We start from the raw sequence: 25,950 nt of genomic DNA on the forward strand, positions 1-25,950 counted from the left end.
TTCACAATTAATCTGAATCAGAAATCATGGATATATTTAAAATAATTGACGATTTTCAAAAGGCCGACGGCGATGCAGCAGGCAGACTTGAATACGCGACCCGCCGCCATTTTATGAGCAAAATGAGCAGCAAAGTGGCTTTGGCCGCTGTACCCGCTATGTTTGCGAGCATTGTCAACAAAGCATTCGGACAATCAGCTGCGGCTGTGGACGTGCTGAACTACGCTCTGACGCTGGAATACCTGGAAGATGAATTTTACAAGGCGGGACTTGCCGCTGCTAATCTGATTCCGGCGAGTGACAGAACCATTTTTACACAAATTGGCAAACACGAAACGCAGCACGTTGCTTTTCTTGTAAAAGCATTGGGTACAAAAGCGATTGCAAAACCTTCATTTGACTTTCAGTACGGAGGTGCATTCGGTGATGTTTTCTCAAATTATAAAACGTTTGTAACAGTATCCAGCGCGCTGGAAGATACCGGAGTTCGGGCATACAAAGGACAGGCTGACAAATTAATGGCAGATCCCCAGATCCTCGAATACGCATTGCAGATACACTCCGTAGAAGCACGTCACGCGGCAGTAGCGCGCAGACTGGCCGCTACTGTAACCGGTAATGCGGCAATGAAAGGCTGGATTACCGGCAAAGAAGGTGCAGTACCCGCTATTTACGCTGGCGAAGAAAATATGACCCAGGGTGGCAAAGATCTGAAAGGACTTGCTTCGAAAAGCGATGCAGCTATTACCGAGGCATTTGACGAGCCTTTAAGAAAAGAAGACGTACTGGCGATCGCCGGACCGTTCATAAAAGCATAATTGTAAATTCTCCCTGTTGGACATATACATACACTTGTCAGGTGACAGTATGTTCAAAAATGTTACGGCACCCTATGTTTGACCCTGAAAAGGCTACCCGACGGTAGCCTTTTCGCATTTTAGGCGTTAATGTCAATTTTCCGGCTGTTTAACCCGGCAGTATTATTAAATTTGATTATTGATCAATACTAAATACCTGAACCTATAATGAACCCTGCGTTTAACAGAAGAGGTTTTTTGAAGAAGAGCGGCCTGACCGTGCTGGGTACTGCACTGGGCAGCCAGATTGTGTTCGCAGACCGAATGCCCGAGGGATATGTACCGCTTGCGTGGGACGAGAATGATGCGCTGAAAGGTAAAAATCCGGAAATGATCGTGCAGGGAGACAAACCCTGGAATGTAGAGTCGCCGGTTCACCTGCTCGACGACAAGGTTACCCCGGTCGACAAGATGTTTATCAGGAACAACGGGCTGGTACCGGAGAAAATAGATGCAAGCAAATGGACGCTGACCATTGACGGCGAGTCTGCCAAAGCACCGAAGACTTATACACTGGAAGATCTCAAGAAGAAATTTAAAACATACACTTACCAGCTTGTACTTGAATGCGGCGGCAACGGGCGCTCGGGCTTTACGCCACAGGCTTCGGGTAACCAATGGGGCCAGGGTGCTGTACATTGCGCCTCCTGGACCGGCGTGCGTTTGAAGGATATCCTTGCTGATGTCGGCATTAAAGACGATGCAGTTTACATTGGCTACCATAGTAAAGATCTGCACCTGAGCCGAGATCCCAAGAAAGAAGCGATCTCGCGCGGCGTACCGATTGCGAAGGCATTGGAAAACGAAACTTTGATCGCCTGGCAACTGAATGGAAAAGATATCCCTGAATTTCACGGTTACCCGTTGCGTCTTGTAATCGGCGGCTGGCCTGCTTCTGTTTCCGGCAAATGGCTGAGCGGGATTTCAATCCGTAATAAAGTGCACGATGGCGCTAAAATGGACGGGCACAGTTACAGATTGCCCAAAAGTCCTGTCTCGCCCGGCGAAGATGTACCGCAAACGGATCAGTATTTCAGGATTATCGAATCAATGCCGGTGAAATCCCTTATTACTTATCCTAAAACCGGTGCGATGATCAAGCCGGATAGTGAGCTTGCCTTGCGCGGCCACGCCTGGGCAGGGGATCTGAGCGTGAAAAAAGTGGAAGTTTCCATTGATTTTGGCTCAACCTGGAAAGAATGTAAACTGGAAGCTCCGGTAAACCGGCTTGCCTGGCAGCATTGGGAAAGCAAAATCAAGTTCCCGACAACGGGATATTACGAGGTGTGGGTACGTGCTACCGACTCGAAAGGTGTGGCTCAACCCATGGTGATCCCAGCCTGGAATCCCGGCGGATACCTGAATAATGCGTGTGAAAGAATTGCAGTGAAAGTTGGTTAAAACGAAACTATGAAGTTATTAATAACGCTGTGCACCAGTCTGGGCATCCTGCTTTTTTCAGTTACTGAACATTCCCCAACGCCAGCGCGGGAGGTTGCGGCTGCATTGGCAGATACAGCAAAGAAAGATCCGGAAACAGGACTTGTTACAGATGGAAATCTGTACCTGGTAAAGGCGCAATGCACTACTTGCCACAACTCCAAGCTAATTCTGCAAAACAGGTTTACCCGTGACGGCTGGAAACAAAAAATCCGCTGGATGCAGACAAACCACAATCTTTGGGATCTGGGCGAGACAGAGAAGCCTGTCCTAGATTACCTCGAAAAACATTACGGCCCAACTGTCACAGCTGCCCGGAGAGCGCCATTGAATGACATTAAATGGTATAAGCTCGATCAATAGTCCATTTTATTTTATTACTGAATAGCGTACGCGTGCAATCCTTTTTGAATTTTCCAGCCCGAAAACTGGCATTTCTGATCTGTTTTCCGGTGTTGAGTGCCTTTGTTAATTCCCCATTAAATACATCAGCAGAAAGCAGCTTTCTACAAGCTGATCCGGCAAATCCGCTGAAAGCCGAGGTGATCGGAATCCAGGACGGGGATACCATTGAATTAAAATACACTTATACAGGCAGAAAAGCCGGTCAAAGAACAGGAAAAAACATCCGGATCAGATTACTCCATGTGAACTGCCCGGAACGAGGCCGGCCCTATTATAAAGTAGCGAAGGATTTTACTTCAAAATACTGCTTCCGGAAAGTAGTACAGATCCGGCACAACGGCGAGTTTGACAGGTACGGTCGCCTGCTTGGAGAAGTTGTTATTCCAGGCGGGAAGAATTTGAACAAAGAGCTGGTTAAAAACGGACTGGCTGTGCATTTCAAGAAGTACTCTTCCAATGCGGAATATGCAAACCTGGAAATCCAGGCAAAAAAGCAGAAGCTGGGCATTTGGAGCCAGCCTGGTTTATATTCGGGTAAAAATTAAAAATTGGTCAGCTATGAATAACTCCGCATTGTTTAAGATCCTTTATCAGGATGAAACACTCTTTCATTTGAGGGATTTTACTGCGGGCGTTCAGCAAACTCCCGCGCCGATTGAAGAAAAGCCTGAACAGCAACCTGCTCCTACAATGCAGGCCCCACCGGTAAGTCCTTCAAAGCCCGCTTTGCAGGCAACTCCCGCTATTCCGGTTGCAACTCCTGAATTCCCGCAGCTGCGCCATAAAATCCTGATCCTGATCGACGAACCGAAGCAGGAGGCTATGCTTGCGTCGGAGGCTGCTTTTTTGAACAATATCCTGAAAGCTGTCGGACATTCAACCGATGAATCTGACATTCTGAATTTCAGTTTTCTGTCAGGTACCGACGCGACAAAGGTGTTTAAAGACAAGAAAACCAACTACTTTATAACGTTCGGCGTGCCACTGATCAAGCTGCATCTGGACCTGCTGCTTCCCCCCTATACCCCCAAAAATATCGAGGGCGTTTGGTTCCTTTTAACTGACCCGCTCGTAGTAATTGAAGCAGACCGCAATCTGAAGAAAAAACTCTGGCAAGCTTTACAGAAAATGTTTGAAGTGTCCTAGTTCAGAGAGAGTTACCTTTTTTTAATAGCCGGTCATCACAATAATGTAGTGAAATTCTGTGTTTTCATGGATAATCGCAGGTTAACCCATGAAAATCTATGGCAAAATTCACTGAATACATTGCAAACTGGTTCCGGGCGAAGGAGGCTGACGAGAACCAATATTATGATGACGAACCTGTCGAGGAAAATGCGAATCCGGACACAACATCCTCAGTTCCTGCGAGCCAGCATTACGTTACAGCCGAAAACCGCCCAGCTTTGACTGAACCCGTTGCGCAGCAGGCTGCATTCGATGCACGGGAATTGCCGAAAGTGGAGGTAACCATTCCTTACTGGCTGGAAGACGAAGATATGCTGCGTGATGAGGGAGTTTTGTTTGGGCTGTCAGAATCTGACCCGAACGAAAAAACCGATATCATTTCCAAATACTTTTCAAATCTTGCAGCCGGGCACATCGCCGATATCGAGCAGCAAAATGAGCGGATTCAGGAATTGAACCTGTTTATCGGTCAGAAAAACAACCGGATCGATGAATTGCAGGAGCGCCTGAAAACCCCGGCCGGCTACCCTACAACCGAGCACCATTTACCAAGAACACTAATTGGAATCACCTTGTGCATTGCCATGTGCATTGGTAACTTCTTCCTGATCCGCGAGTCACTCAAACCTGTTTTCAATGATAATTCATGGATTGCCCTGGGGGTTTTTCTGGCAGGTATGTTCAGTCTTTTCGGGAGAATTTCATTGTTCCATGATACGGACTCGAAAGTAACCTGGAAATCGCTGCTGGAAGAAGTAGGACTTCCGTTTGCATCAGCACTGTTTGTTTTTGCCAACGTAGTTACGCACCAGACCTGGTGGCAGGCATTTGCACTTTTCATTTTTGTATTCTTCCTCTTCCTGTTTGCCGGAAAGCTGCTGCTAAGCAACATCACTGTACTTCGCAATGACCTGCAAGCCTGGCTGAACATCCGGAAAGATCGCCGCGACTCCAGTGATAATCAATACAACTGGGAGACAGAATGCCAGACTCTACAGGGAGAAATTGATGAATTAAGGGTCAAAAAGTGGCAGGTTTTGAGGGAACAAAGTACAGCTGAGACGGAGCGGGACAAGCTATACGCAAAACGGGATATGCTGATCAAGCTTTTCGAAAGTGAGTTCTATCTGGCCCGTCGCATGAAAAATGAGCTTACATCCCGGCAGCTTAACCTCATTCAAAAAGGCTCCAAGTAGCTTGATAGTACAGGCTTATGGCCTGATTTTTTATCCCATTCTCACCTGATCAATCAAAATAACAGATCATGAACGAGCAGAATCCAAACGAACACGGCGATTACCAACGCGGCTACACACGTGGCATCGAGGGAATTGACCGCCAGGTTTATGAAGCATATTTATCCAGCGATGTTAACCACGACTGGATTCAGGAGCGACTCACTTCGAAGAAAGAAGCGCTTTCCTCCATTAAAACAACAAACCAGGAAACCCGGCAACTGCACAAGGCAGCTTATGACAAGCTTCAGACAGAAGTTATGGAGCTGAACCGCACTGCCAGGCAGATGCAGGATCTTGAAAAGAATGTGGCAGATATCGATCTGCAAACCGAGCAGCTGCGCGAGAAAAGAATGGAGAAAGCGCCTTCCTATTCGCTGGTAGCTGGACTTATCTTCCTGGCAGCGGGTATCTCCTTCATCGCAGGTGACCTGATCATTTCTCACGAAATTGTGGCTTATGCATTGAATATCAGAAATTCAAATGAAGCGTGGGCATTTGCGATTGGTTTGGCGATGCTTTCTATTTTGCTCAAACCCGCCTATGACCGGCTGGTGGAGGAACCTTATCATAAAAATGAGTCACCGAAGGCGAGATCGAGATATGCCGGATTCAAGCTTACACTTTCAATTTTCGCAATTGTTACGCTGATCATCCTGGGCTGGTTCAGGTATGAGGCTTACCGTACTGACAAGCTGAAAGAGGCGATCAACAAGTCTGTAAAGAACCTGCAATTGAATGCAGTGGATCCAATGACGGGCGCGCCTATCAGCAGTCCTGAACTGACTAACAAGATCGAGAATGCGCTTCGCAACTCGGACCAGCTGAACCTGGATCTGGTAAATAGTCCCTGGGCATTGCTCTCATTTGTACTCAGCGGTGTTTTATTTGCTGTCGCAGGTGCGGTTTCCCTTGGAATGGCGCTGCCAGTGTTGCAAGGCTTTTGGTATCGCTGGCTGCAAATTGACCCTAAGCTGGGCAGACTGAGAAGACGCCGTAAAAAAATAATTAAGGCAATGGAGCCGCTGCAGGAGCGACTGACTTTGCACATGACACAGAAGAGCATTCTTGAAAACGATATTGCGGTCCTGCCTGCATTAGAAGAGCTCCGGGAGGAAGAAGCACGAATCCGCGCTGAAATCGATACGCTGGAAAATGAGCGGAGAAAAGCATTGACCGACAGCCGCATTCAGTCATTTGGTGACGGATATGAGCATGGAAAGGTAAGTCGCGATGTAATGAGCGAAGAAGAGTATGATTCGTGGAGGGACAGCCACCTGACAGTTTCAAACCTTGCATTACGTGCCAAGTCAAATGCCTCGGCAGACCGTGCAGTACAGCGGGCGAAGAGCACAGGTATGCGGCCTCACCAGGCGATCAGGAAAGCAATTACGGATCGTTTCGACGAAAACAACTCATAGTTTCCTAAATTGGGGGTCGATATTTGATTAACATGATTGAGACCCCCCATTTAAGAATTGTCCCTTGCGACGACACGCTTTTCGATGCGGTCCGCATGGGAAATAATACACTCGCCCGCGTTATGGGTGTAAATGTGCCTAAAAAGTGGACCGAGTTCCGTGACACATTTACGCCTTCTTACCATCGCTGGAAAGCCCACCCGCCATTGCGCAACTGGTGGGTTTACCTCATTATTTACAAACCCGATAACCAGCTTATCGGCTCCTGCGGATACAAGGGAGAACCTGATTCCAACGGAATGGTGGAAATCGGCTATGAAATCATGCCTTCGCACCGCGGGAAAGGTTTAGGAACAGAAACTGCAAAAGGGCTGCTTGACCATGCATTCCAGCAGCCTGGGGTACACAAGGTAATTGCACATACACTGGCCGAGGAAAATGCGTCTGCGCATTTGCTGGAAAAGATCGGATTTGTTCAGACAGAAGATGTTACTGATCCCGAGGACGGTTTTCTTTGGCGGTGGGAGATATCCCGCAAATAATAGGACCCGGTAGGTTTCCGTTCAAATGGCAGGACAATGCGCTGAAAAATTATTGCATTGTGTTGATAAACTTTTGGCTTAATTAGCTACTTTGAATCCATCAAAAGCTGTTTTGCAGAACCCTTACCCACACCATTATGACCGGCACATCGAAGAATTCCTATCCTTGGCTTAAAAATTATCCCGAAGGCATACCCTACGAAATCAATCCTGAGGCTTATTCTTCATTGCTTGAAATGATGGAGGTGAGTTTCAAAGAGCATATCGACAAGCCTGCTTATACCAATATGGGCAAGTCGCTTAGTTTCGGCAGAATCGATGAGCTTTCCAGGAATTTCGCGGCATACCTGCAAAGTGTCGGTTTGCAGCAAGGGGATCGCATTGCTATACAGATGCCCAATTTGCTGCAATACCCGGTTGTGATGATGGGCGCATTGCGGGCCGGGCTGGTGATCGTAAATACCAATCCGCTTTATACCAGCCGGGAAATGCAGCACCAGTTTAAAGACTCCGGTGCAAAGGCGATTGTGATCCTTGCAAACTTTGCGCAAAACCTCGAAAAGATCATTCAGCAAACCAATATTCAACAGGTAATTATTACTGAAATCGGCGATTTGCTTGGCTTTCCTAAAAAGCTGATCGTGAACTCGGTAGTGAAATACGTCAAGAAAATGGTTCCTGAATACCATATACCAAAGGCGACCAGCTTTTCGAACGCGATTTCCATCGGTGCGGGGCTTACTTATAAAAGGCCGAATATATCAGGTTTGGACATTGCATTTATCCAGTATACCGGCGGTACAACCGGCGTATCCAAAGGCGCCATGCTGACCCACCGTAATCTGATCGCCAATGTGGAAGGTATCAACGAGTGGCTGATGTCAAAGATGCGTAATTCGCAGGTATCCGGCCAGCTTACCTTAATTGGCGCACTTCCGCTTTATCACGTTTTCGCATTGACGATCAATGGATTATGCGGAATTAAATGGGGTGCATTGAATGTGCTGATCACAAACCCGAAAGATCTTCCCGCCTTTGTCAAAGAGTTGAAGAAATTCAAATTCCATATTTTTCCCGGACTTAATACGCTGTTCAACGGACTGTTAAACAATCCTGACTTTGCCTCTGTCGATTTCAGTGAGCTTAAAATCACAATTGCGGGTGGAATGGCGCTGCAGAAAGTGGTGGCCGAGCGCTGGGAGAAAACAACCGGGTGCCCGTTAGTGGAAGGCTACGGACTTTCGGAAACTTCGCCGGTACTTTCCGTCAATCCATTGGATGGGCGCCACAGGCAGGGAACAATCGGGCTTCCATTCCCGAGCACTGAAATGCGCATTTTGAAAGATGATGAAACCTGGGCTCCCGTGGGAGAAAAAGGTGAGATCTGTGCGAGAGGGCCGCAGATTATGCTGGGTTATTACAACCGGCCGGACGAAACCGTAAAGGTGATCATGGAAGACCAAAATGGCCGCTGGTTCAAAACAGGGGATATCGGTATTGAAGATGCAGATGGTTTTTTCAAGATCGTCGACCGGAAAAAAGATATGATCCTGGTTTCGGGTTTCAATGTTTATCCAAATGAAATCGAGGGCGTAATCGCACAATGCCCGGGCGTACTGGAAGTGGCCTGCGTGGGTGTTCCGGACGATAAATCGGGAGAAATGGTGAAAGTGTATATTGTCAAAAAAGACCCATCGCTGACGGTCGAAAATGTCAAAGATTACTGTCGCGAAAACCTTACCGGCTATAAGCGGCCGCGAGAAATTGAATTCCGAACAGAGCTGCCGAAAACCAATGTAGGCAAGATCCTGCGCAGGGCATTGCGCGAAGAAGAAATGTCAAAAATTGACGGATAAGGCACCTTTGGGAAAGGGTTTATGTATATATTAGGCAAAAGAGTTATCAACAATGAAAGCCGATTTATATGAATCTACACCGAAAAACCCTGGTATTGTTACACGGCCACGGAGCAGATGACACCATTTGGGACTATGTTGACGCCGTTATTAATGATGATTTCACGATCGTCAGACCTAATATCTCACTCTTTACATTTTGCCAGTCTGTTGAAGATTATGCGGACGAATTACACCGCTTTCTGACCAACGCAGGCATTTCCAGACTTACGCTGATCGGCCATTCAATGGGCGGGTACATTGCACTTGCCTTTGCCGAGAAGTACCCTGATATGCTGGAAGGATTCGGACTATTCCATTCGACGGCCTTTGCAGACGATGAGGCGAAAAAGGCGCAACGGGGCGAAATGATCGAATTGCTGAAGAATGAGGGGACGGAGGCTTTTATCACTAAAACTGCTCCCAATATGTTCGGGGACAGGTACAAGGAATTGTTTCCCGAGAAAGTGGAAGCGCACATTGAGTATTTCAAAAAGCTTCCTGCTGAGGCGCTGATCTCCGGACTTACAGCCATGCGCAGCCGCCCTGACAGAACTGCCGTACTTGCCGCAATGCCGTTTCCCGTGCTGTTTATCATCGGAATGCAGGACAAGATCATTCAATTCGAAAAAGTGATCACACTTTCAGAGTATCCACAGCAAAGCTATCCTTTTATCCTCGCCGAAGCCGGTCACATGGGAATGGTAGAGCGGCCGGATGCAACTGCCAGAATGATCAGCTGGTATATGGGCAAAATTTAATCGTTGATAAAAAGCTAATTAGCGATCAAAAAAGGGTGAACCTTCGTTATACCACGGAGTGCTCACCCTTTATTACACTTATGCGGACCTTTACACCAATCAAACAATCCAAGAAGATTATATTTCTCCTTTTCTGGAGTCTGCTTCTGCTGAATTCCTGCAATGATGATAAGCCGGTGGTTGAACCGCCGGTCGAAGATCAGTATTTACAGAAAAGCGAAGATGTGAAGCAGTTCTCACGCGAGCAGGTTTTACAGCTTGCAAATGGTTTAAGCCCGATTCTCGGCGGGTATATCAAGAATGGCATTAAGGTTTATAAACTTTCGTATAAAACGAAAAACACGGACGGAGCCGAAATCACTGCGTCCGGTGCCTTGATTATTCCCGTTACTGATAAGCCGGTGTCGATGATCAGCGTGCAACACGGTACTATCAGAGAAGATGCTGCTGCGCCTTCTTACTACAACAATAATACGGAGGCCGCTCAGTTTGGCTCATTGTTTGGTTCAATGGGTTATATCATCGCCTATCCCGACTACATCGGATACGGCGAATCGAAGAATCTTCCTCATCCCTACGAGCACGGAGAGAGCCTTGCCTCTGCTTCGCTGGACATGCTGCGGGCCGCGAAGGAGTTTCTCAAAAAACAGGATAATGTAAAATGGGATGAAAAGCTTTATGTAGCGGGCTACTCGGAAGGTGGCTATGCAACAATGGCTCTTCATAAGAAGATCGAGGAAGAAGCTGCTTCTGAATTCAACCTGCGCGCGTCGAGCTGTGGGGCGGGAGCTTACGATAAGACAGCATTCATGAACTACATCATCAATAATAACACGCACGGTGTAGCGTCCTACAATGCGCTTTACCTTTGGGTGCTCCTGACTTACGACCGGATTTATAAGTTGAACCGGCCTGCTTCCTATTATTTCAAAGAACCATTTGCAACCCGGATCGCACAGTCGGGTATCAATGTGAATATTTCCCAGAGCTTTGACACGATTCTGAACGAATCTTTCAAAACCGCATTGAACGACGGGAACGACAAAGGTTTCAGGGACGCTGTTGCTGATAATGACGTCTATAAATGGAAACCGAAAGCCCCCGTACGCCTGTATCATGGCAATAAAGACACGCTCGTGTTCTATTTCAATTCTGAAAATGCATTTAACACAATGAAGGGACTTGGGGCTGATATACAGCTGACAACTGTCCCGGATGGAAATCACAGTTCGTCCGTTCTTCCTTTCCTGGCTGGTACCCTTGCTTTTTTCACTTCTACTCCCTGAGTCGGGATTACATTTGTAAGTAACAAAAGAATATCATCAATGTCCTCACTTCTTGATCTGGTAGGTAATACTCCCCTCGTTGAATTAAAAAGAATCAATCCCAACCCGAACGTACAGATTTTCGGAAAGCTTGAAGGAAACAATCCCGGCGGCAGTGTGAAAGATCGCGCGGCTTACAGTATGATAAAGGGCGCGCTTGACAGGGGCGAAGTAAAAACCGGAATGAAGCTGGTAGAGGCGACGAGCGGAAATACGGGCATTGCCCTCGCGATGATCGCCCGCCTCTTTGACCTCGACATCGAGCTGATCATGCCGCAAAACTCTACCCGGGAGCGCGTGCTGACTATGGAAGCATTCGGAGCGAAGGTGATCCTCGCGGATTCAATGGAGGGAGCAAGGGATATGGCAGAGGAAAAAGCGTCAGACGGTGCGTATTTCATGCTCAATCAATTTGCCAATCCTGACAACTGGAAGGCGCATTATAATACTACCGGCGCTGAAATTTTCAAGGATACCAATGGAAAAGTCACGCATTTTGTTTCTTCAATGGGCACCACAGGGACGATCATGGGTGTATCCCGCTATTTAAAGGAACAAAATAGTAAAATCCAGATTGTGGGCTGTCAGCCTACTGACGGTTCTTCAATCCCCGGAATACGTAAGTGGCCGGTTGAATACCTTCCTAAAATATTTGAACGCGAGCGGGTAGACAGAGTTATAGAAGTAACTCAGGAGAATGCAGTATCCATGACGAGGAAGCTGGCAAAGCAAGAGGCTGTTTTTGCAGGAATGAGCAGCGGCGGATCAGCGTGGGCTGCAGTGGAGCTGGCGAAAGAGCTTAAAGAAGGTGTAATCGTCTGCATTATCTGCGACCGGGGCGACAGATATCTATCGAGTGAGCTATTTGGGTAGTACTTCGGCTGTCGGCTATCGACTATCGGCTGTCGACCTCAAAGAGCCGATTGCCGACAGCCGATTGCCGAAGTATTCAAAACCAGCCCGATCCCAGGTTCCTGAAAGGCCAGGGAATAGCTACTATAATGATGATGAGCGCCATTGTATAGAAGTAAAGCACTGTCCGGTGCTTGTCGGCTCCCGCCATTTTCTTCGATTTTATCCTTCCGATCGTAATCAGGACAATGGCGATGAGCATCATGAAAATGTGTTCGATTGAGAAAAAGCGGAACACCTTTTCGCTGATCAGGTCAAAATTCACTTTGGGGCTCATTACGTATAAAGCCAGTCCGATCAGCAGCTGCGTATGCGTTGCTATCAATGCAAAAAGATAAATTTTACTGTCCTCCTGCTTTGCATTCCGCCAGTTTGAATAAGCAGTAAAAATGGCGGCCAAAAGCAAAGCCAGAACAACATACCGCAGGCCGGAATGGGCTCTTAGAAGAATATTCATTGTTGAATTAGAAGTTATGGTGAATAAGTACAGGTTTTACAAATGTAGCTTACAAACAACCATCCCCCAAATACGCCTTAACCTGAACAGACTTAAATCAATTCATAAATATTAACCCGATATTACGGTTCTATTAACGACCTACTTATGATTATTTACAATATCACGATCAACATCAGCTATGAGGCAGAAAATGAATGGCTGACGTACATGAAAGGAACGTACATCCCTGAAATCCTGCAAACGGAACTGCCGCTTGAATGCAAGTTGTTGCGCCTGCTCACGGAAATCGAGAATGAAGGCTCCACCTATACTACCCAGTTCACTTTCAGGACAATGGAAGACTTTTTGGCTTACCAGACCGATTTCCAGGCCGATTTTCAGCAGCGGCATCACGATCTTTTCAATGGAAAATATGTGTCTTTCCGTACACTTTTGGAAGAAGCCTGAGTACACGCCGGCTACATTTTGGGCAGAAATAAATAAATGCACAAACACTCCTTTTTTCTTGACATTGGCTTAATATTTGACGTACTTAAATTACTGTTACGGGAAAATGAGCGTCACTCGGGACGGGGATTTTCAGGTTAATCTGTAAAATTCCGAGCTGAAAAGACCGCGCTCTTGATCCCCAGGTTTCAGTAAAAAATTATGTTTTACCATTAAAACAATGTGCTTATGAGACTGCAGATGCAAGCAATTCATTTTGATGCTGATCCTAAATTGTTGAGCTTTATTCAGCAAAAATTAGATAAACTGGACACGTTCTATGACCGGATAACCAGTGGAGAAGTATTCCTTAAGCTCGATAAAAGTGAGAATGCAAAGACACAGACCAAATTGCTTGAAGTGAAGCTCTACGTCCCCGGCGGAACTATGTTTGTACGGGAGCAAGGGACTACTTTTGAAGAAGCTACGGATCTGGCAATTGATACATTGAAAATGCAAGTGAAGAAGTTTAAAAGTAAACGCAACAATGCCAGGGCAGTTAAGATCCCGGAGGCTGCGGCAGTAGTTCTGACAGAAGAAACCGAAGAGTAACAACATATAGCTGTTTAAAGCAGGAAAGTCGCCGTGATGGCGGCTTTCTTTGTTTTAAGGCAATCACGTGACTTGGATGCGTACAGGATTTCGCCTTAATTTGAAACTAACAATATTCAGTTAAACCAACCGACATGCATATCGAACCCATTGTTGACTCAACTTTTGATTATCCATTTAAGATTACACAGGAAGAGGTGCAGCGTTTTGCAGAGCTGACCGGTGACAACAACCCGATCCACCTCGACGCAGAATATGCAGCAACTACGCCATTCAAAAGACCTATTATTCACGGAATGCTGGGCGCGACTGTATTTACAAAGGTGTTGGGAACGCAATTCCCGGGCTTCGGCTCCATCTATGTGAAGCAGACACTGGAATTTCTACGACCAATGTTTGTGGAGACAGACTATAAAGCGGTATTCAGGATTCAGAGCATCAATCCTGATAAACATATTGCCGAGATTTCGACTGAAATTGTGGACGCGACAACTAATAAGGTGATCACAAAAGGCGTAGCGACAATGATCAATAAGGAGAAGTTCTAAAACAACAAGGCCCGGATTATGACAAACCCGGGCCTTAAACTCTTTGTGTGCTTCTTAACCTTCGCTCTCGTTTTTCTTGTTCTGAACTTCTGCGCGAATATCCTGAGCTAACGTTTTGAGGTCTTGCATACCTTTCCGAACGCGGGTGCCAGCTGCCTGGTTTCCTTTATTGTAAAACTTATCGAAATCACCTTCAAGCGAAAGGATCAGATCTTTGACTTCATCAAATCGTGCCATGTTCTTTTGTTTTTTAGTTTAAAAATGCCTCTAACACGCCAAAAACGCATGTTTTGACCGAAATTTAGTAATTAAAAGTATTTTAGCAACCCAAAAAACAAAAAAAAACACTTCTAAAATACAATTACCCAATTGCAATCAGTTAAGTGCATGAAAATCAACTACTTAACGTGATTTAATTTTCAATACAGATAGACAAAAAAAGAGGGCTTTTTTCCAAAAAAGCCCTCAGAATGCAAATAAAGCAGATTTCTGTTATTCAGCAGCCACTTCCTCGATCTGGTATACTCTGTTCTTGAGTTTGTCCGCCAGGGTAGTGAATGCGTCCAATGTATATTCAACGTCTTCAAGTGTATGGGCGGCTGTTGGGATAATCCTCAGCATGATCTGTCCTTTAGGAACAACCGGGTACACTACAATCGAGCAGAAAACACCCATATTCTCACGAAGGTCTCGAACCATTCTGGTAACCTCCGGTACGCCGCCTTCGCTGTGAAGGAACACTGGAGTCACGGGCGATTCAGTTTCGCCGATGTTGAAGCCGCGGCTCCTCAGACCATCCTGCATCGCCTTTACATTTTCCCAAAGCTTGGCCCTGAGCTCAGGCATTTTCTTAACCATATCCAAACGCTTGCGGCAGCCTTCCACGTAAGGCATCGGAAGTGCCTTGGCGTAAGTTTGCGAGCGCATATTGTATTTCAGGAACATAATAATCTCCGGATCATCGGAAGCAATGAATGCACCGATTGCTGCCATGGATTTTGCAAACGTTGAGAAGTAAAGATCAACTTCCTTCTGAACTCCCAGCAACTCTCCTACGCCGGCGCCGGTTTCGCCCATGGTACCAAAACCGTGAGCGTCGTCCACCATCAGGCGGAACTCGTATTTCTTTTTTAACTCAACGATTGCTTTCAGGTCGCCTACTTTGCCCGACATTCCGAAAACACCTTCTGTGATCACCAGTACGCCTCCGCCTTTCTCATTTGCCAGCTTGGTAGCACGAATCAGGTTTTTTTCAAGACTAACCATATCATTGTGGTTAAACTTGTAATACTCGCCCAACTTGGCTTTATGCAAACGGATCCCGTCTATCAGACAAGCGTGCGACTCGGCATCGTAAACGATCACATCGCGGTGATCGCAAAGACATTCAATCGCCGACATAATTCCCTGGTATCCGTAGTTCAGCAGAAAAGCGTCTTTTTTACCTACGAATTCAGCAAGTTCCTTTTCAAAAACCTCATGCAGACTCGAGTTCCCGGACATCATTCTGGCGCCCATCGGATAAGCGAGTCCCCATTTAGCAGCTGCCTCGGCATCTGCCTGGCGTACTTCAGGGTGGTTTGCCAGGCCCAAATAGTTGTTTAGGCTCCAGTTCAATACTTCACGTCCCATGAACCTCATGCGCGGGCCTAATTCTCCTTCCAACATTGGGAATGAAAAATAGTGATGGCTGTTCAGCATTTTTGCCGGCGTTCCAATCGGACCAGAGTTATTGCGCAGTTTCTCGAAAATATCCACTCTCTTCTTTTTTATGTGGGTAACAAAGATTCTAAATGTTAGATAAATGCAAAATTAAAGAATTTCACCGGTACTTTAACCAGCTGCATTTTCCCATCTTAACAGTAAGTTAACAAAAATAGAACATACCGGTATAACTATACTAGATCTATATACTAAATTTTATTAGATAAATACATTGGCTTCAAAATCACAGGTGAGTACCGGTGCGTCTGAAATATCCTCCTGTCACGTTGATTTGCGTAATGAAGAGTAGTACCCGATCGCAAGAATCCTTTTGCTATCTTAGGAACTGACAATACAACTCGACTTGAATGACTCAGATCAAGAAAATACTGGTTGCCAACCGGGGCGAGATCGCGTTACGGATTATGCGCACTTCGCGGGAGATGAATATTGCTACCGTGGCTGTTTTCAGCGAAGCTGATCGAAAATCGCCTCACGTGCGCTATGCAGACGAGGCTGTCTGCATTGGTCCGCCAGCTTCGTCAGAATCTTACCTGAATATCGAAAAGATCCTGAGAGTTTGCCGCGAACTGCATGTAGATGCAATTCATCCGGGTTATGGTTTTTTGTCAGAAAATGCAGAATTCGCCCGGAGAGTAAAAGAAGCAGGTTTGATCTTCATTGGACCATCCGCAGAATCCATTGAAGTAATGGGAAGCAAATTGGCTGCAAAACAGGCTGCGGCCAAGTATAATATTCCAATGGTACCAGGAACTGTCTCGGCTATAACCGACCGCACGGAAGCGAAGCAGACTGCCCGGGAGATAGGCTATCCTGTTTTAATCAAGGCAAGTGCTGGCGGCGGTGGAAAAGGAATGCGCGTGGTAGATAGCGAAGCTGATTTCGACGAACAGATGGACCGTGCAGTTAGTGAAGCGCTTGCTTCATTTGGCGACGGATCTGTTTTTATTGAAAAATACATTTTATCACCAAAACACATTGAAATTCAGGTTCTCGGCGATCAGCAAGGCAATATCATCCATTTATTTGAAAGGGAATGCTCTATTCAGCGCAGGCACCAGAAAGTAGTAGAAGAGGCCCCGTCCATTTCCATTACTCCTGAAATACGGGCGGCAATGGGCCGCTGCGCGGTGGACGTAGCACGATCGTGCGGCTACTATGGTGCGGGTACGGTCGAATTCATTTTGGACGAGAACAAGAACTTCTATTTCCTCGAAATGAATACCCGCTTACAAGTGGAGCATCCGGTTACTGAACAAATTACCTCTGTTGATCTAGTTAAACAAATGATCTGGATTGCAGAAGGTAAAGCATTACAGATCAACCTGGAAGATCTGACCATTACGGGACATGCCATTGAAATCCGCGTGTACGCCGAAGATCCTGCCAACAACTTCCTTCCGGATGTCGGAAAGTTGCATACCTACGTCAAGCCCGATGGAAATGGTGTGCGGGTAGACGATGGATTTGAGCAGGGTATGGATATCCCTATTTATTATGATCCGATGATCGCCAAACTGATCACTTATGCCGAGAACCGCGAAGATGCGATCAGAAAGATGGTTCGCGCGATCGACGAATACCAGATCTCCGGCGTTCAGACAACGCTTCCATTCTGCCGGTTTGTAATGGAGCATCCTGCATTTATATCCGGCGAGTTCGATACCAACTTTATTGGGCGGTATTTCAATCCCGATATGATTAAACCAATTTCGGCTCCTAATGCGGATGAGATTGCTGCCCTGATTTCTGCACTGTTGCTAAATGATAAGGTTACCGACAAACCGGTTCAAAGTCAGCTTGCAGCAACTGCTCCCAGTAAGTGGAAATCGAGCAGGCTGGGTTTGCGCTAATCTCACAAACTGATAGGATTTACACCGGAAAATTCCTACTTTTGCGCTCTTAATTTTTTTGTGCCATTTAATTATTGTAAATAATAACCGATAACTGATTCGCTACAAGTATTCACAGTCTCAAATTTTCTTTGATAAGTGAATGTCGCCATTCAGAAATTGATTTTACTTATAAAGGCCGGATCCAGTGAATAGGTACATTTATCCAGCCGGCATTTTATTCTACTACATAAGAAATACACAGATTTTCCAGCTATGAAGCTTTCCGAATTTAAGTTTGATCTCCCTCAAAGTCTAATTGCCCTTCATCCTTCTGACCGCGGCGAGTCACGCCTGATGGTTGTACATCGTAAAACAGGTGAAATCGAACATAAAACATTTGCTGACCTGATCAATTATTTCGACGATGGCGATGTAATGGCGATCAATGATACAAAGGTTTTTCCAGCCCGTCTATATGGACAAAAGGAGAAAACCGGAGCTAAAATTGAAGTTTTCCTTTTGAGAGAATTAAACCGTGAAATGCGTCTTTGGGACGTTCTGGTAGATCCGGCACGTAAAATCCGCGTTGGTAACAAGCTTTATTTCGGAGACAGCGACCTGGTTGCAGAGGTAATTGACAATACAACTTCCCGCGGCCGTACAATCCGTTTCCTGTATGATGGAGATAACGATGCTTTTATGAAGCTGGTAGATGAGCTCGGCGAAACTCCGCTTCCTCCCGAAATCATTTCCCGTCGTAAAGTAGAAACTGCTGACCGCGAGCGTTTTCAAACGATTTTTGCAGAGCACGTTGGTGCAGTTGCCGCGCCTACTGCCGGAATGCACTTTACGAAAGCGATTATGAAGCGCCTTGAAATTAAAGGAGTAAATTTCGCGCCGGTGACCCTGCACGTTGGTCTTGGTACTTTCCGGACTGTGGATGTGGAAGATCTTACCAAACATAAGACCGATTCTGAAAATTACAGGATCTCACAAGCCAGTGCGAATATCGTTAACGCCGCCATTGATGGCAAAAAACGCATTTGCGCAGTGGGAACTACCTCTTTGAAAGCGATTGAATCTTCGGTCTCGGCAAGCGGGCATTTGAAACCGGTTGAAGGCTGGACGGATAAATTCGTTTTCCCACCTTATGATTTCAAAATTGCAAATGCACTTTTATCAAATTTCCAGCTGCCTGAATCTATTCTGTTAATGTCGGCCTGTGCGTTTGGTGGATTTGACCTGGTGATGAAAGCTTACGAAATGGCTATTAAAGAAAAATATAAATTCTTCACCTACGGAGATGCAATGCTGATTATTTAGCATGAATTTTCTAAGGCTAATTGGTCATTTATGTATTAGGTTTGAGTCCTGATCCATAAATGACCTTTTTTGTAATATGACGCAGGAGTTTGCAGTAATAGTTGCCGGGGGAAGTGGCAGTCGCATGAACAGTGACGTGCCCAAACAGTTTCTTGCGGTAAATGGCCTTCCGGTATTAATGCATACCATTCTCGCATTCAGAGCTTACTCCGAGAGTTTGCACATTATCCTTGTCTTACCAGAGACACAGTTTGCGTTCTGGCAAAATTTATGTGGGGAGTACCGGTTTAACGAAAAGTACTTCCTCGTTGCAGGCGGTAGCACCCGTTTCCATTCGGTGCAAAATGGCTTAAAAAGCATTGGGTCTGGCCACGGATTAGTAGCTGTGCATGACGGCGTGAGACCTGTTATTTCAAGAGATATTATCGCTGCCGGCTTTCACACCGCGCGTGAGTTCGGCTCAGCAGTAACCAGTGTGCCCTTGAAGGAATCTATCCGGACCATTGAGCCGGGTATCGGCAATAAAGCATTGGATCGCACGCATTTGAGGCTTGTTCAAACTCCCCAAACTTTCCGGCTCGACTGGATGTCCGACGCATTTGCAACCGAGTACCAGGAGACTTTCACCGACTGTGCGAGTGTTCTGGAGTCAAAAGGATATCCGATACAGTTGATCGATGGAGCTTACGAAAATATCAAAATCACTACGCCAGAGGATTTGCGCTGGGCAGAGACATACCTTCGTCAGATTTCCTGAACCCTCAGCCCTGCTATGCTAGCCACTTTTCAAACCAGGCGAATGCATCTTTCTGCATTTCACCATCAAACTTGTGCGGGCCGTCGTAAAACTTGGCGGCGTACTTTTCTTGCGCATTCGCCTTCTTATACACTTCTGTTAGAATCTGATCCGCTTTCTGCATTTCGGGCAAGGTATAGAGCGGATCCTGGTTATTGTTTTGGACCAAAGTTGGCAGTGGTACCCTCAGACCAAGTATTTCAGGGAAATCCAGATACTGCGGAAGCAGTGGTGTATACGTCATCCAGGTATGATTGGAAGACCTGTTAAGGATCAAATCGGACCAGGTTGTCATAAATCCGACACACACTGCGCATTTGATCCGGGGATCCAGTCCGCCGAGGTACACCGTTCTGAGACCACCACCTGATAATCCGCAGCAGCCTATCCGCTCCGGATCCACATCTTTTCTTGCACTTAAAATATCCAATGCAACCTGATCTTCGGACAGAAAAACACCGGGCCAGGTTGTTCCCGCGCAGAACAGCGACTTTGACATTACGTGTTCATGCTCGGATGACCACGCGTTATAAGCTTCTATATTCTCCGGTTTTTCGGGATCCTTGTCGGTTTTTCCCGTGGTATCGACAGCTCCCCAGTTGAGTCCTGTTACATCATCGTAATGCACCCGCCGACTGCCAAATGCAAAGGTATCATGGACCAAAACCGCATAACCCGACCTGGCAAGCTCGTTGGCCCAGGCTTTGCCGCCGTAGTCTGTTTTCTGGTGTTCTATGAGAATTGGATGCTGATCTTCTGACGTTTTCACAATCTTCCTGTAACCAAAGTACTTCATACCGGCGTGATCATGCAGACCCAATACCGCAGGCAATGGTTTAGTTGCACCTTGCGGCTTTAAGAATACTGCCTTTGTTGGTCTGCCGTATCCTAGCTCCCACGATAGCTCTTCTATTTCAAGACCGTCAAAAACGTATTTTTTTTCAACAGTTACTTTGGGTATTCCCGACTTTGGCGGACTGGCGACGAGCTCCCTGGTTTTCGCCAAGGCTTCTTTTTGCCAACTTTTGAGGTCTTTGTGCTTCTCATTTCGATAAGACAAAGACGGAACCTTGGGCAGTAATGCGTTAGCCCACGAGCCGTAATGTCCGATTACACTTTTCTCTGGTAACATAGCAAATAGGTTAATGGCTTTCGATGTAAGAGAAGCATGATTTTGAATGTCAAAAAATGAAGGGATTGCTGCTGTTCCCAGCATTGCAGCGATGAAGTTCCGCCGCCCTATTTGCCCATTTAAATCTTCGGTCGGCTTTGAATTCATAGAAGTTAAACTTTGACGAAAATTTTGTTTCGGTACAGAAAGTAGAGAAAGAGCCAAACTAGTACAAACCCGCCCAGCGCATTGTAGACTTCATGCCATTTCTCAGGCGCATACTTATAAAATCCCTCAAAAAGTAGTTTGGATGATGCATTAAAGTCTACAAACCTGACAGCCAGGTAAATTACCAGGGAATTCATCCCAATTACCTGAAAGAAAAAAGCCCATTTGGAGTAACCTTTTACGTCAATAATCCAGTAGAAGGTCGCAAGGAAAACAAACGCCAGCCCGGCTGTGAGCATAATGAATGAGCTTGACCACAGATGTTTGTTAATCGGGAATACCGAATTCCAGACCACACCAGTGACAATGCCTGCCAAGCCGAATATTAGGAGCTTTATGACCTTTTGATTTTCGGCAGCAGTTTTCAAAAGAATATCTCCGGCGATTGTACCAAATAAGGTCAGGCAAATGGCGGGGAATTGTGTCAATAATGCGAGTTCGTCATAAGTACCCTGTCTTAGTTTACCCGGCATAAAATTCCGGTCTAACCAGCCTACTAAATTCCTTCGAATGATAAATCGCCTGCACCATAGCCCGGCACCGGAATGAGCATTAAAGCGAGATAGTACAAAGCCAATATGGCGATAGCTATACCCAACCGCTGGACAAAGCCGAACCGCATGAATATCAGGGCACTCACAAAAGTGGCCAGTCCAATGCGGCCAAGTACACTTCCGTACCGGATATTGCCCGGATCGAAGATGTCGATAGGCGCGTTTTTATCAAGAATACCTAATGCAATCAGGATCAGCATCCTTACAAAGATCTTATTTCGGATTTCAGACTGTTGCATTCCCTTTGCCAAACCTTTTGGATGCTAAACGTCAAAGAAGTACCGGCAAGAAAAAGGAACAATGGAAAGATGAAGTCGTAAAACGTAAATCCGTTCCATTCAGGATGCTCAAACTGAGCGGCTGCTGCATCTATCAACGGAACACCTGTTTTCCCACCCAGCAAAAAGATAAAGGCGCCGCCGCCGGAAATCATCAGCATATCAAACCCGCGTAGCGCGTCGATTGAAGCTAATCTGAGACTTTTTGCAGGCTTGACCTGCTCAGCCGATGTGTGAAGTATTCTAGTTTCCATTGAGCTGATTAAGCTAAGTGCCGGATCTCAGAGTTGGTAAGCAGGCTTGCAGAGTTCCTATCCAGATAAAATACACATTCGGGATGAAGTTGCAATATACTGGCGGGAAACAAATTACTTACCTCATTTTCAAGGCAGTTTCTTACTGCCACTGCCTTCCGCTGATCTGGTACCGAGCAAATTATGCGCGCAGACTTCATAATTTGTCTGATCGACATGCTTATCGCTTGGAGTGGTACGTCTTCCAGGGATGCGAACCAGCCTTCACCCATTTGCTGGCGCCTGCAAGTTTCGTCCAGATTGACGATCAGGTAAGGCTTTTCAGTTTTAAAATCCGCCGGAGGATCGTTGAATGCAAGGTGTCCATTCTCTCCTATTCCTACCAATGCAAGGTCGATAGGATGTTTGCTAATAATCTCGTCCAGCATTCGTGTTTCTTCTTCCACATTACCTTCTCCATTGATCAGGTACGCTGCCTTCAATGGAGGAAGTTTTTCGAGAAATCGCTCACGTAAATACTTGCGAAAACTGGCGGGATGTGACTCAGGCAAGTTCATGTATTCATCCAAATGAAACATAGTCACGTTGGCCCAATCTATGTTGTCTTCCGAAATCAGCTGATTTAGAGTTTCAAACTGGCTGGTTCCCGTGGCAACAATGATATTTGCAAAACCTTTCTCCCTGATACTTTCACGAATGATTTGCGCTGCTGCTTTACCAGCGAAAAAGCCGAGCTCTTTATCTGTCTGACCAATATTAATTTTCATACTATGTAGATTAGAGATTTGGATACTGGATTTCAGGATTTAACTCTGGTATTACCGCCTTTTGCAAGCGTAAGATCTACCGGCTGATTGTTCTTCCACGCACCGGAAGTAAAATCAGGAATATCGATGCTATTGGACCTGTTCGCAACCGACCATTCAGAAAGCGGCGCAATCACGCTCCATGAAGCCGCATCGTACACATCCTGATCAAGGGGAAGCCCGTTTCGAAGACAGTCGATCAATCGCCAGTCCATCAGGAAGTCCATTCCGCCATGCCCTCCTACCTGCTTTGCCAGCTCGCCAATACGTTTGACAATTTCAGGCTGGTATTTTCTTTCCAACTCCTTGTATTCGTCATCAGATACCCACTCGTGTCCGTGAGAAATCCTTCCCTTCCCTTCTTTTCCTTCCAATGGGTATTTCTGTGCGGTGCCTTTGGTGCCACTCACCAGATGGATGCGCGAGTATGGACGTGGAGAAGATACGTCGTGTTGCAGCATGATCGTCTTCCCTTTACTCGTTTTAATAGTGGTCGTATTCATGTTACCACGAAGCGGCTTAGTGTTGTATGGCTCAAAATCCGGATCGTTCGCAGCCATTTGCTTTGCTTTTGCGCCCAACATAAAATCATTGCTTGCGACGGAGACCAAAAAATCCATCTTATCTCCTCTGTTGATATCAAGTATCTGCGCCACAGGACCAAGCCCGTGAGTTGGATATAGATTGCCGTTGCGTCGATTTTCTTTTAATCGCCAAAGATCATATCGCTTCGATTTATCAAAGAAGGAATCCAAAATGTCATGAATGTAGGCGCCTTCAACGTGGACAATTTCGCCGAAAAACCCCTGACGCGCCATATTCAAGGTGAGTAGTTCAAAAAAGTCGTAACAACAGTTTTCGAGCATCATACAATGCTTCTTTGTTCTTTCTGACGTCTTAACCAATTTCCAACAATCTTCCACAGTAGTAGCCGCAGGAATCTCAACAGCTACATGCTTGCCATGCTCCATTGCATACAATGCCATCGGAGCGTGAAGGCTCCACGGGGTACAAATGTAGATGAGGTCAATATCATCCCTATCGCAGACCTTTTTCCACTCATCCTTGCTCCCCGAATAAAGGGTTGGCTTGTGATTTGACTTGTCGAAAACTTTGGCAGCCTCATTTACATTCTCCTCGCGAATGTCGCAAAGTGCTTTCACTTCAACATTTTCAAGGTGGATTATTCGTTTTAATGCACCAGTGCCTCTATTTCCAAGCCCAAGGTATGCAATGCGGACTGTGTCAAGTTTAGGAGCAGCATAACCCGACATATTAAATAGTGGCGCTTGATCGCCAAGTGAATTTACAGGTCCTGACTTCGCTACAAGATTTGGAGCCAGTCCAGCAGCTACACTAAATCCCGAAAGTTTTAAGAATTCTCGTTTTCTCATGATGATTTTAGAGTGCAATCAGTGATATACCTGAAATAACTTGTCGGCAATGTGAACAATGATGGGCTTACTGGCATTCATTGATCTTATTTTCAATCAATTTACATTCTTTGGAAAGGCACTTGATACCTGTTCCGCGAAAATATTAGCGAGAACGTTTACGATAATGATAGATAGAAGTTGCACTGGATCATACTTCCTATTTCATTTACATTTATCAAAAAATCTCAGGTGCAGCGAAGGTCAAGTACTATAAAGGATATAGCACGAGAATTAGGCATCTCGGTAGCCACGGTATCGCGTGCTTTGCGAGACACTTATGATGTAAGTAGGGAAACTCGGGAGCGAGTACTGGAAGTCGCAAAAAGATTGAACTATAAGCCAAACTTGAATGCACTTAACCTGGTGCAGCGCCACACCCGCAACATAGGAGTTTTAATCCCGACAATTACCAATTATTATTTTTCAACAGTGATAACGGGAATTCAGGAAACGGCGAATCTGCATGGCTATAATATCATCTTGTACCTGACAAATGATTCTGCTGAGATGGAAGAACGTCTTTTAGCTGAATTGCCTTTCAATCACATCGATGGATTGCTAGTTTGTGTTTCGTCACAAACCGGTATACATGATCAATTTCGCGAAATAAATGAAAGTGGAATACCAGTTGTATTTTTCGATCGTGTAAGTCCGCAGCCAGGTTTTTCCAAAGTAATGCAGGACGATTTCAATGGGGCTTTTTTAGCGGTGGAGCACCTTGTATCCTGTGGCTACATAAGAATTGCACATATTACAGGCCCGAGTAACCTCTTATTAACTCAGAATCGTATAAAAGGTTATACGTCGGCTCTCCAACAATATGGCATGCTATATAACAAAGTAGCTTCTTCGGGATTTTCCCGATTAGACGGTGAGTCAGACACTAATACCCTTTTTAGCGAAGCATCAGAGACTCCTGACGCCATTTTCGCGGTGAACGATCGGAAAGCAGTTGGAGCTATCCTGGCTTTAAAGAAAAATGGCATTAAGGTCGGAAAGGAAGTTGGCGTTATAGGCTTTACTAATGATTCAATGGGAGAGATTATCTCACCAACCCAATCAACAATAGCCGAGCCTGCTTTCGAGATTGGCCAAAGCAGTTGCGAACTAATCATTGATCAGCTCTTAAGTAAAAACAACCAAATAAAAGAGATTTTACTACCCTGTCACTTGATTGTACGAGAGTCTACTAGTAGACAATGACGCATTGTCACAGACGCTTCGTCCGTGATTGAACAGCCACTATAACGTAAAAAGCCTTACATTTCTGCAAGGCTTTTTTAGTAATGGTATTGTGGCGACTACCTACTTTACCAGGTTTGATCCAAGTATCATCGGCGGTTCTGGGCTTAACTTCTCTGTTCGGGATGGGAAGAGGTGAACACCAGGCCAATAGTCACCAACAAGGTCTTCGTTGGTCTTTGTGCGCTATGGGAAGAGGTGAAGCCAGCGTGGCCCCGGACCATTCCAATAGTCACCCAACAAGGTCTTTGAGTTATTTAATTTTGAATGATTGAATGTGAGAATGATTGAATCATATTCAGTCATTCATTCATTGAGGCATTCGACATTAAATT

General features: G+C 45.8%; 28 protein-coding genes and 1 rRNA gene. 19 read left to right on the forward strand and 10 right to left on the reverse strand.

The annotated features are described in order from the left end of the window. Positions 1–26: 26 nt before the first annotated feature. The 12 genes from Q369_RS0126605 to cysM all read left to right on the forward strand — a co-directional run bounded on the left by Q369_RS0126605 (position 27) and on the right by cysM (position 11,942). A complete protein-coding gene (locus Q369_RS0126605; RefSeq protein ID WP_031530752.1) occupies positions 27–818 on the forward strand; it encodes a ferritin-like domain-containing protein in 792 nt (263 codons plus the stop codon). A gap of 207 nt (positions 819–1,025) precedes the next feature. Next, positions 1,026–2,258, forward strand: coding sequence for a sulfite oxidase (locus Q369_RS0126610; RefSeq protein WP_031530753.1), 1,233 nt, complete (start codon positions 1,026–1,028; stop codon positions 2,256–2,258). 9 nt (positions 2,259–2,267) lie between these two features. Next, a complete protein-coding gene (locus Q369_RS0126615) occupies positions 2,268–2,660 on the forward strand; it encodes a hypothetical protein (protein ID WP_031530754.1) in 393 nt (130 codons plus the stop codon). 44 nt (positions 2,661–2,704) lie between these two features. Then, a complete protein-coding gene (locus Q369_RS0126620; RefSeq protein ID WP_229206956.1) occupies positions 2,705–3,247 on the forward strand; it encodes a thermonuclease family protein in 543 nt (180 codons plus the stop codon). A 13-nt stretch (positions 3,248–3,260) separates the two neighbouring features. Beyond that, positions 3,261–3,848, forward strand: a complete 588-nt coding sequence (locus Q369_RS28630; protein ID WP_051664298.1) for a hypothetical protein — start codon at positions 3,261–3,263, stop codon at positions 3,846–3,848. A gap of 98 nt (positions 3,849–3,946) precedes the next feature. Beyond that, positions 3,947–5,086, forward strand: a complete 1,140-nt coding sequence (locus tag Q369_RS0126630; RefSeq protein WP_031530757.1) for a hypothetical protein — start codon at positions 3,947–3,949, stop codon at positions 5,084–5,086. Between the two features lie 68 nt (positions 5,087–5,154). Then, on the forward strand, positions 5,155–6,546 hold the full coding sequence (locus tag Q369_RS0126635; RefSeq protein WP_031530758.1) for a hypothetical protein: 1,392 nt from the start codon (positions 5,155–5,157) through the stop codon (positions 6,544–6,546). A 32-nt stretch (positions 6,547–6,578) separates the two neighbouring features. Next, positions 6,579–7,088, forward strand: coding sequence for a GNAT family N-acetyltransferase (locus Q369_RS0126640; RefSeq protein WP_031530759.1), 510 nt, complete (start codon positions 6,579–6,581; stop codon positions 7,086–7,088). Between the two features lie 137 nt (positions 7,089–7,225). Then, the gene (locus tag Q369_RS0126645) at positions 7,226–8,944 is read left to right on the forward strand and encodes an AMP-binding protein (protein WP_031530760.1); all 1,719 of its coding nucleotides are present in this window, start codon (positions 7,226–7,228) and stop codon (positions 8,942–8,944) included. A 68-nt stretch (positions 8,945–9,012) separates the two neighbouring features. Next, positions 9,013–9,744, forward strand: a complete 732-nt coding sequence (locus Q369_RS0126650; protein WP_031530761.1) for an alpha/beta fold hydrolase — start codon at positions 9,013–9,015, stop codon at positions 9,742–9,744. Between the two features lie 80 nt (positions 9,745–9,824). Then, positions 9,825–11,030, forward strand: coding sequence for an alpha/beta hydrolase family protein (locus Q369_RS0126655; protein ID WP_031530762.1), 1,206 nt, complete (start codon positions 9,825–9,827; stop codon positions 11,028–11,030). 39 nt (positions 11,031–11,069) lie between these two features. After that, a complete protein-coding gene (gene cysM / locus Q369_RS0126660; protein ID WP_031530763.1) occupies positions 11,070–11,942 on the forward strand; it encodes a cysteine synthase CysM in 873 nt (290 codons plus the stop codon). A gap of 76 nt (positions 11,943–12,018) precedes the next feature. On the opposite strand, the gene Q369_RS0126665 is transcribed toward cysM, so the two are convergent. Then, positions 12,019–12,438 carry a hypothetical protein gene (locus Q369_RS0126665; RefSeq protein WP_031530764.1) on the reverse strand — a complete coding sequence of 140 codons (420 nt, stop codon included), beginning with the start codon at positions 12,436–12,438 and terminating at the stop codon, positions 12,019–12,021. Between the two features lie 147 nt (positions 12,439–12,585). On the opposite strand from Q369_RS0126665, the gene Q369_RS0126670 reads away from it, so the two are divergent. From Q369_RS0126670 to Q369_RS0126680, 3 genes are all read left to right on the forward strand, one after another. Further along, positions 12,586–12,888 carry a DUF4286 family protein gene (locus Q369_RS0126670; protein ID WP_031530765.1) on the forward strand — a complete coding sequence of 101 codons (303 nt, stop codon included), beginning with the start codon at positions 12,586–12,588 and terminating at the stop codon, positions 12,886–12,888. A gap of 228 nt (positions 12,889–13,116) precedes the next feature. After that, positions 13,117–13,479 carry a ribosome hibernation-promoting factor, HPF/YfiA family gene (gene hpf, locus Q369_RS0126675; RefSeq protein WP_031530766.1) on the forward strand — a complete coding sequence of 121 codons (363 nt, stop codon included), beginning with the start codon at positions 13,117–13,119 and terminating at the stop codon, positions 13,477–13,479. A gap of 134 nt (positions 13,480–13,613) precedes the next feature. Further along, a complete protein-coding gene (locus Q369_RS0126680) occupies positions 13,614–14,027 on the forward strand; it encodes a MaoC family dehydratase (protein ID WP_031530767.1) in 414 nt (137 codons plus the stop codon). A gap of 54 nt (positions 14,028–14,081) precedes the next feature. Here Q369_RS0126680 and Q369_RS0126685 read toward each other — a convergent pair whose 3' ends face one another. Together Q369_RS0126685 and Q369_RS0126690 are read right to left on the reverse strand one after the other, a co-directional pair. Next, positions 14,082–14,264 (reverse strand): BF3379 family histone-like protein, encoded by a 183-nt coding sequence (locus tag Q369_RS0126685; RefSeq protein ID WP_031530768.1) that lies wholly within the window; start codon positions 14,262–14,264, stop codon positions 14,082–14,084. Between the two features lie 255 nt (positions 14,265–14,519). Next, entirely contained in the window at positions 14,520–15,785 is a 1,266-nt protein-coding gene (locus Q369_RS0126690; protein ID WP_031530769.1) for an aminotransferase class I/II-fold pyridoxal phosphate-dependent enzyme, read from the reverse strand. Positions 15,786–16,099: 314 nt separating this feature from the next. Between Q369_RS0126690 and Q369_RS0126695 the strand changes: the two genes are divergently transcribed. From Q369_RS0126695 to Q369_RS0126705, 3 genes are all read left to right on the forward strand, one after another. Then, complete coding sequence (locus tag Q369_RS0126695) at positions 16,100–17,605, forward strand: acetyl-CoA carboxylase biotin carboxylase subunit (protein WP_031530770.1); 1,506 nt, start codon at positions 16,100–16,102, stop codon at positions 17,603–17,605. Positions 17,606–17,860: 255 nt separating this feature from the next. Continuing rightward, positions 17,861–18,910 (forward strand): tRNA preQ1(34) S-adenosylmethionine ribosyltransferase-isomerase QueA, encoded by a 1,050-nt coding sequence (gene queA, locus Q369_RS0126700; protein ID WP_031530771.1) that lies wholly within the window; start codon positions 17,861–17,863, stop codon positions 18,908–18,910. A gap of 76 nt (positions 18,911–18,986) precedes the next feature. Beyond that, positions 18,987–19,667, forward strand: a complete 681-nt coding sequence (locus tag Q369_RS0126705) for a 2-C-methyl-D-erythritol 4-phosphate cytidylyltransferase (protein ID WP_031530772.1) — start codon at positions 18,987–18,989, stop codon at positions 19,665–19,667. A 13-nt stretch (positions 19,668–19,680) separates the two neighbouring features. On the opposite strand, the gene Q369_RS0126710 is transcribed toward Q369_RS0126705, so the two are convergent. The 6 genes from Q369_RS0126710 to Q369_RS0126725 are packed head-to-tail and all read right to left on the reverse strand — an operon-like array spanning position 19,681 to position 24,331. Further along, positions 19,681–20,985, reverse strand: a complete 1,305-nt coding sequence (locus Q369_RS0126710) for an alpha/beta hydrolase family protein (protein WP_157488329.1) — start codon at positions 20,983–20,985, stop codon at positions 19,681–19,683. A gap of 5 nt (positions 20,986–20,990) precedes the next feature. Then, positions 20,991–21,518 (reverse strand): hypothetical protein, encoded by a 528-nt coding sequence (locus Q369_RS29615; RefSeq protein ID WP_229206957.1) that lies wholly within the window; start codon positions 21,516–21,518, stop codon positions 20,991–20,993. A gap of 23 nt (positions 21,519–21,541) precedes the next feature. Continuing rightward, the gene (locus Q369_RS29620; protein WP_229206963.1) at positions 21,542–21,838 is read right to left on the reverse strand and encodes a hypothetical protein; all 297 of its coding nucleotides are present in this window, start codon (positions 21,836–21,838) and stop codon (positions 21,542–21,544) included. Next, positions 21,802–22,131 carry a DUF5009 domain-containing protein gene (locus Q369_RS29625; RefSeq protein ID WP_229206958.1) on the reverse strand — a complete coding sequence of 110 codons (330 nt, stop codon included), beginning with the start codon at positions 22,129–22,131 and terminating at the stop codon, positions 21,802–21,804. Before Q369_RS29625 ends, Q369_RS29620 begins: the two co-directional genes overlap by 37 nt. Positions 22,132–22,139: 8 nt before the next feature. Next, positions 22,140–22,898 (reverse strand): glucosamine-6-phosphate deaminase, encoded by a 759-nt coding sequence (locus Q369_RS0126720; protein ID WP_031530774.1) that lies wholly within the window; start codon positions 22,896–22,898, stop codon positions 22,140–22,142. Between the two features lie 32 nt (positions 22,899–22,930). Then, positions 22,931–24,331, reverse strand: coding sequence for a Gfo/Idh/MocA family protein (locus Q369_RS0126725; protein ID WP_031530775.1), 1,401 nt, complete (start codon positions 24,329–24,331; stop codon positions 22,931–22,933). Between the two features lie 231 nt (positions 24,332–24,562). Between Q369_RS0126725 and Q369_RS0126730 the strand changes: the two genes are divergently transcribed. Then, positions 24,563–25,576, forward strand: a complete 1,014-nt coding sequence (locus tag Q369_RS0126730; RefSeq protein WP_031530776.1) for a LacI family DNA-binding transcriptional regulator — start codon at positions 24,563–24,565, stop codon at positions 25,574–25,576. 89 nt (positions 25,577–25,665) lie between these two features. Here Q369_RS0126730 and rrf read toward each other — a convergent pair. Continuing rightward, positions 25,666–25,777, reverse strand: a 5S ribosomal RNA gene (gene rrf, locus Q369_RS0126735). Positions 25,778–25,950: the final 173 nt, after the last annotated feature.

The organism is Dyadobacter crusticola DSM 16708, from assembly GCF_000701505.1.
In the GTDB taxonomy this organism is placed as follows: domain Bacteria; phylum Bacteroidota; class Bacteroidia; order Cytophagales; family Spirosomataceae; genus Dyadobacter; species Dyadobacter crusticola.

Bases quoted from the DNA above. Each gene is read 5' to 3' on its own strand.
- Q369_RS0126605 (WP_031530752.1), top strand. From the start codon at position 27: ATGGATATATTTAAAATAATTGACGATTTTCAAAAGGCCGACGGCGAT.
- Q369_RS0126610 (WP_031530753.1), top strand. From the start codon at position 1,026: ATGAACCCTGCGTTTAACAGAAGAGGTTTTTTGAAGAAGAGCGGCCTG.
- Q369_RS0126615 (WP_031530754.1), top strand. From the start codon at position 2,268: ATGAAGTTATTAATAACGCTGTGCACCAGTCTGGGCATCCTGCTTTTT.
- Q369_RS28630 (WP_051664298.1), top strand. From the start codon at position 3,261: ATGAATAACTCCGCATTGTTTAAGATCCTTTATCAGGATGAAACACTC.
- Q369_RS0126630 (WP_031530757.1), top strand. From the start codon at position 3,947: ATGGCAAAATTCACTGAATACATTGCAAACTGGTTCCGGGCGAAGGAG.
- Q369_RS0126635 (WP_031530758.1), top strand. From the start codon at position 5,155: ATGAACGAGCAGAATCCAAACGAACACGGCGATTACCAACGCGGCTAC.
- Q369_RS0126640 (WP_031530759.1), top strand. From the start codon at position 6,579: ATGATTGAGACCCCCCATTTAAGAATTGTCCCTTGCGACGACACGCTT.
- Q369_RS0126645 (WP_031530760.1), top strand. From the start codon at position 7,226: ATGACCGGCACATCGAAGAATTCCTATCCTTGGCTTAAAAATTATCCC.
- Q369_RS0126650 (WP_031530761.1), top strand. From the start codon at position 9,013: ATGAATCTACACCGAAAAACCCTGGTATTGTTACACGGCCACGGAGCA.
- Q369_RS0126655 (WP_031530762.1), top strand. From the start codon at position 9,825: ATGCGGACCTTTACACCAATCAAACAATCCAAGAAGATTATATTTCTC.
- cysM (WP_031530763.1), top strand. From the start codon at position 11,070: ATGTCCTCACTTCTTGATCTGGTAGGTAATACTCCCCTCGTTGAATTA.
- Q369_RS0126665 (WP_031530764.1), bottom strand. From the start codon at position 12,438: ATGAATATTCTTCTAAGAGCCCATTCCGGCCTGCGGTATGTTGTTCTG.
- Q369_RS0126670 (WP_031530765.1), top strand. From the start codon at position 12,586: ATGATTATTTACAATATCACGATCAACATCAGCTATGAGGCAGAAAAT.
- hpf (WP_031530766.1), top strand. From the start codon at position 13,117: ATGAGACTGCAGATGCAAGCAATTCATTTTGATGCTGATCCTAAATTG.
- Q369_RS0126680 (WP_031530767.1), top strand. From the start codon at position 13,614: ATGCATATCGAACCCATTGTTGACTCAACTTTTGATTATCCATTTAAG.
- Q369_RS0126685 (WP_031530768.1), bottom strand. From the start codon at position 14,264: ATGGCACGATTTGATGAAGTCAAAGATCTGATCCTTTCGCTTGAAGGT.
- Q369_RS0126695 (WP_031530770.1), top strand. From the start codon at position 16,100: ATGACTCAGATCAAGAAAATACTGGTTGCCAACCGGGGCGAGATCGCG.
- queA (WP_031530771.1), top strand. From the start codon at position 17,861: ATGAAGCTTTCCGAATTTAAGTTTGATCTCCCTCAAAGTCTAATTGCC.
- Q369_RS0126705 (WP_031530772.1), top strand. From the start codon at position 18,987: ATGACGCAGGAGTTTGCAGTAATAGTTGCCGGGGGAAGTGGCAGTCGC.
- Q369_RS0126710 (WP_157488329.1), bottom strand. From the start codon at position 20,985: ATGAATTCAAAGCCGACCGAAGATTTAAATGGGCAAATAGGGCGGCGG.
- Q369_RS29615 (WP_229206957.1), bottom strand. From the start codon at position 21,518: ATGCCGGGTAAACTAAGACAGGGTACTTATGACGAACTCGCATTATTG.
- Q369_RS29620 (WP_229206963.1), bottom strand. From the start codon at position 21,838: ATGCAACAGTCTGAAATCCGAAATAAGATCTTTGTAAGGATGCTGATC.
- Q369_RS29625 (WP_229206958.1), bottom strand. From the start codon at position 22,131: ATGGAAACTAGAATACTTCACACATCGGCTGAGCAGGTCAAGCCTGCA.
- Q369_RS0126720 (WP_031530774.1), bottom strand. From the start codon at position 22,898: ATGAAAATTAATATTGGTCAGACAGATAAAGAGCTCGGCTTTTTCGCT.
- Q369_RS0126725 (WP_031530775.1), bottom strand. From the start codon at position 24,331: ATGAGAAAACGAGAATTCTTAAAACTTTCGGGATTTAGTGTAGCTGCT.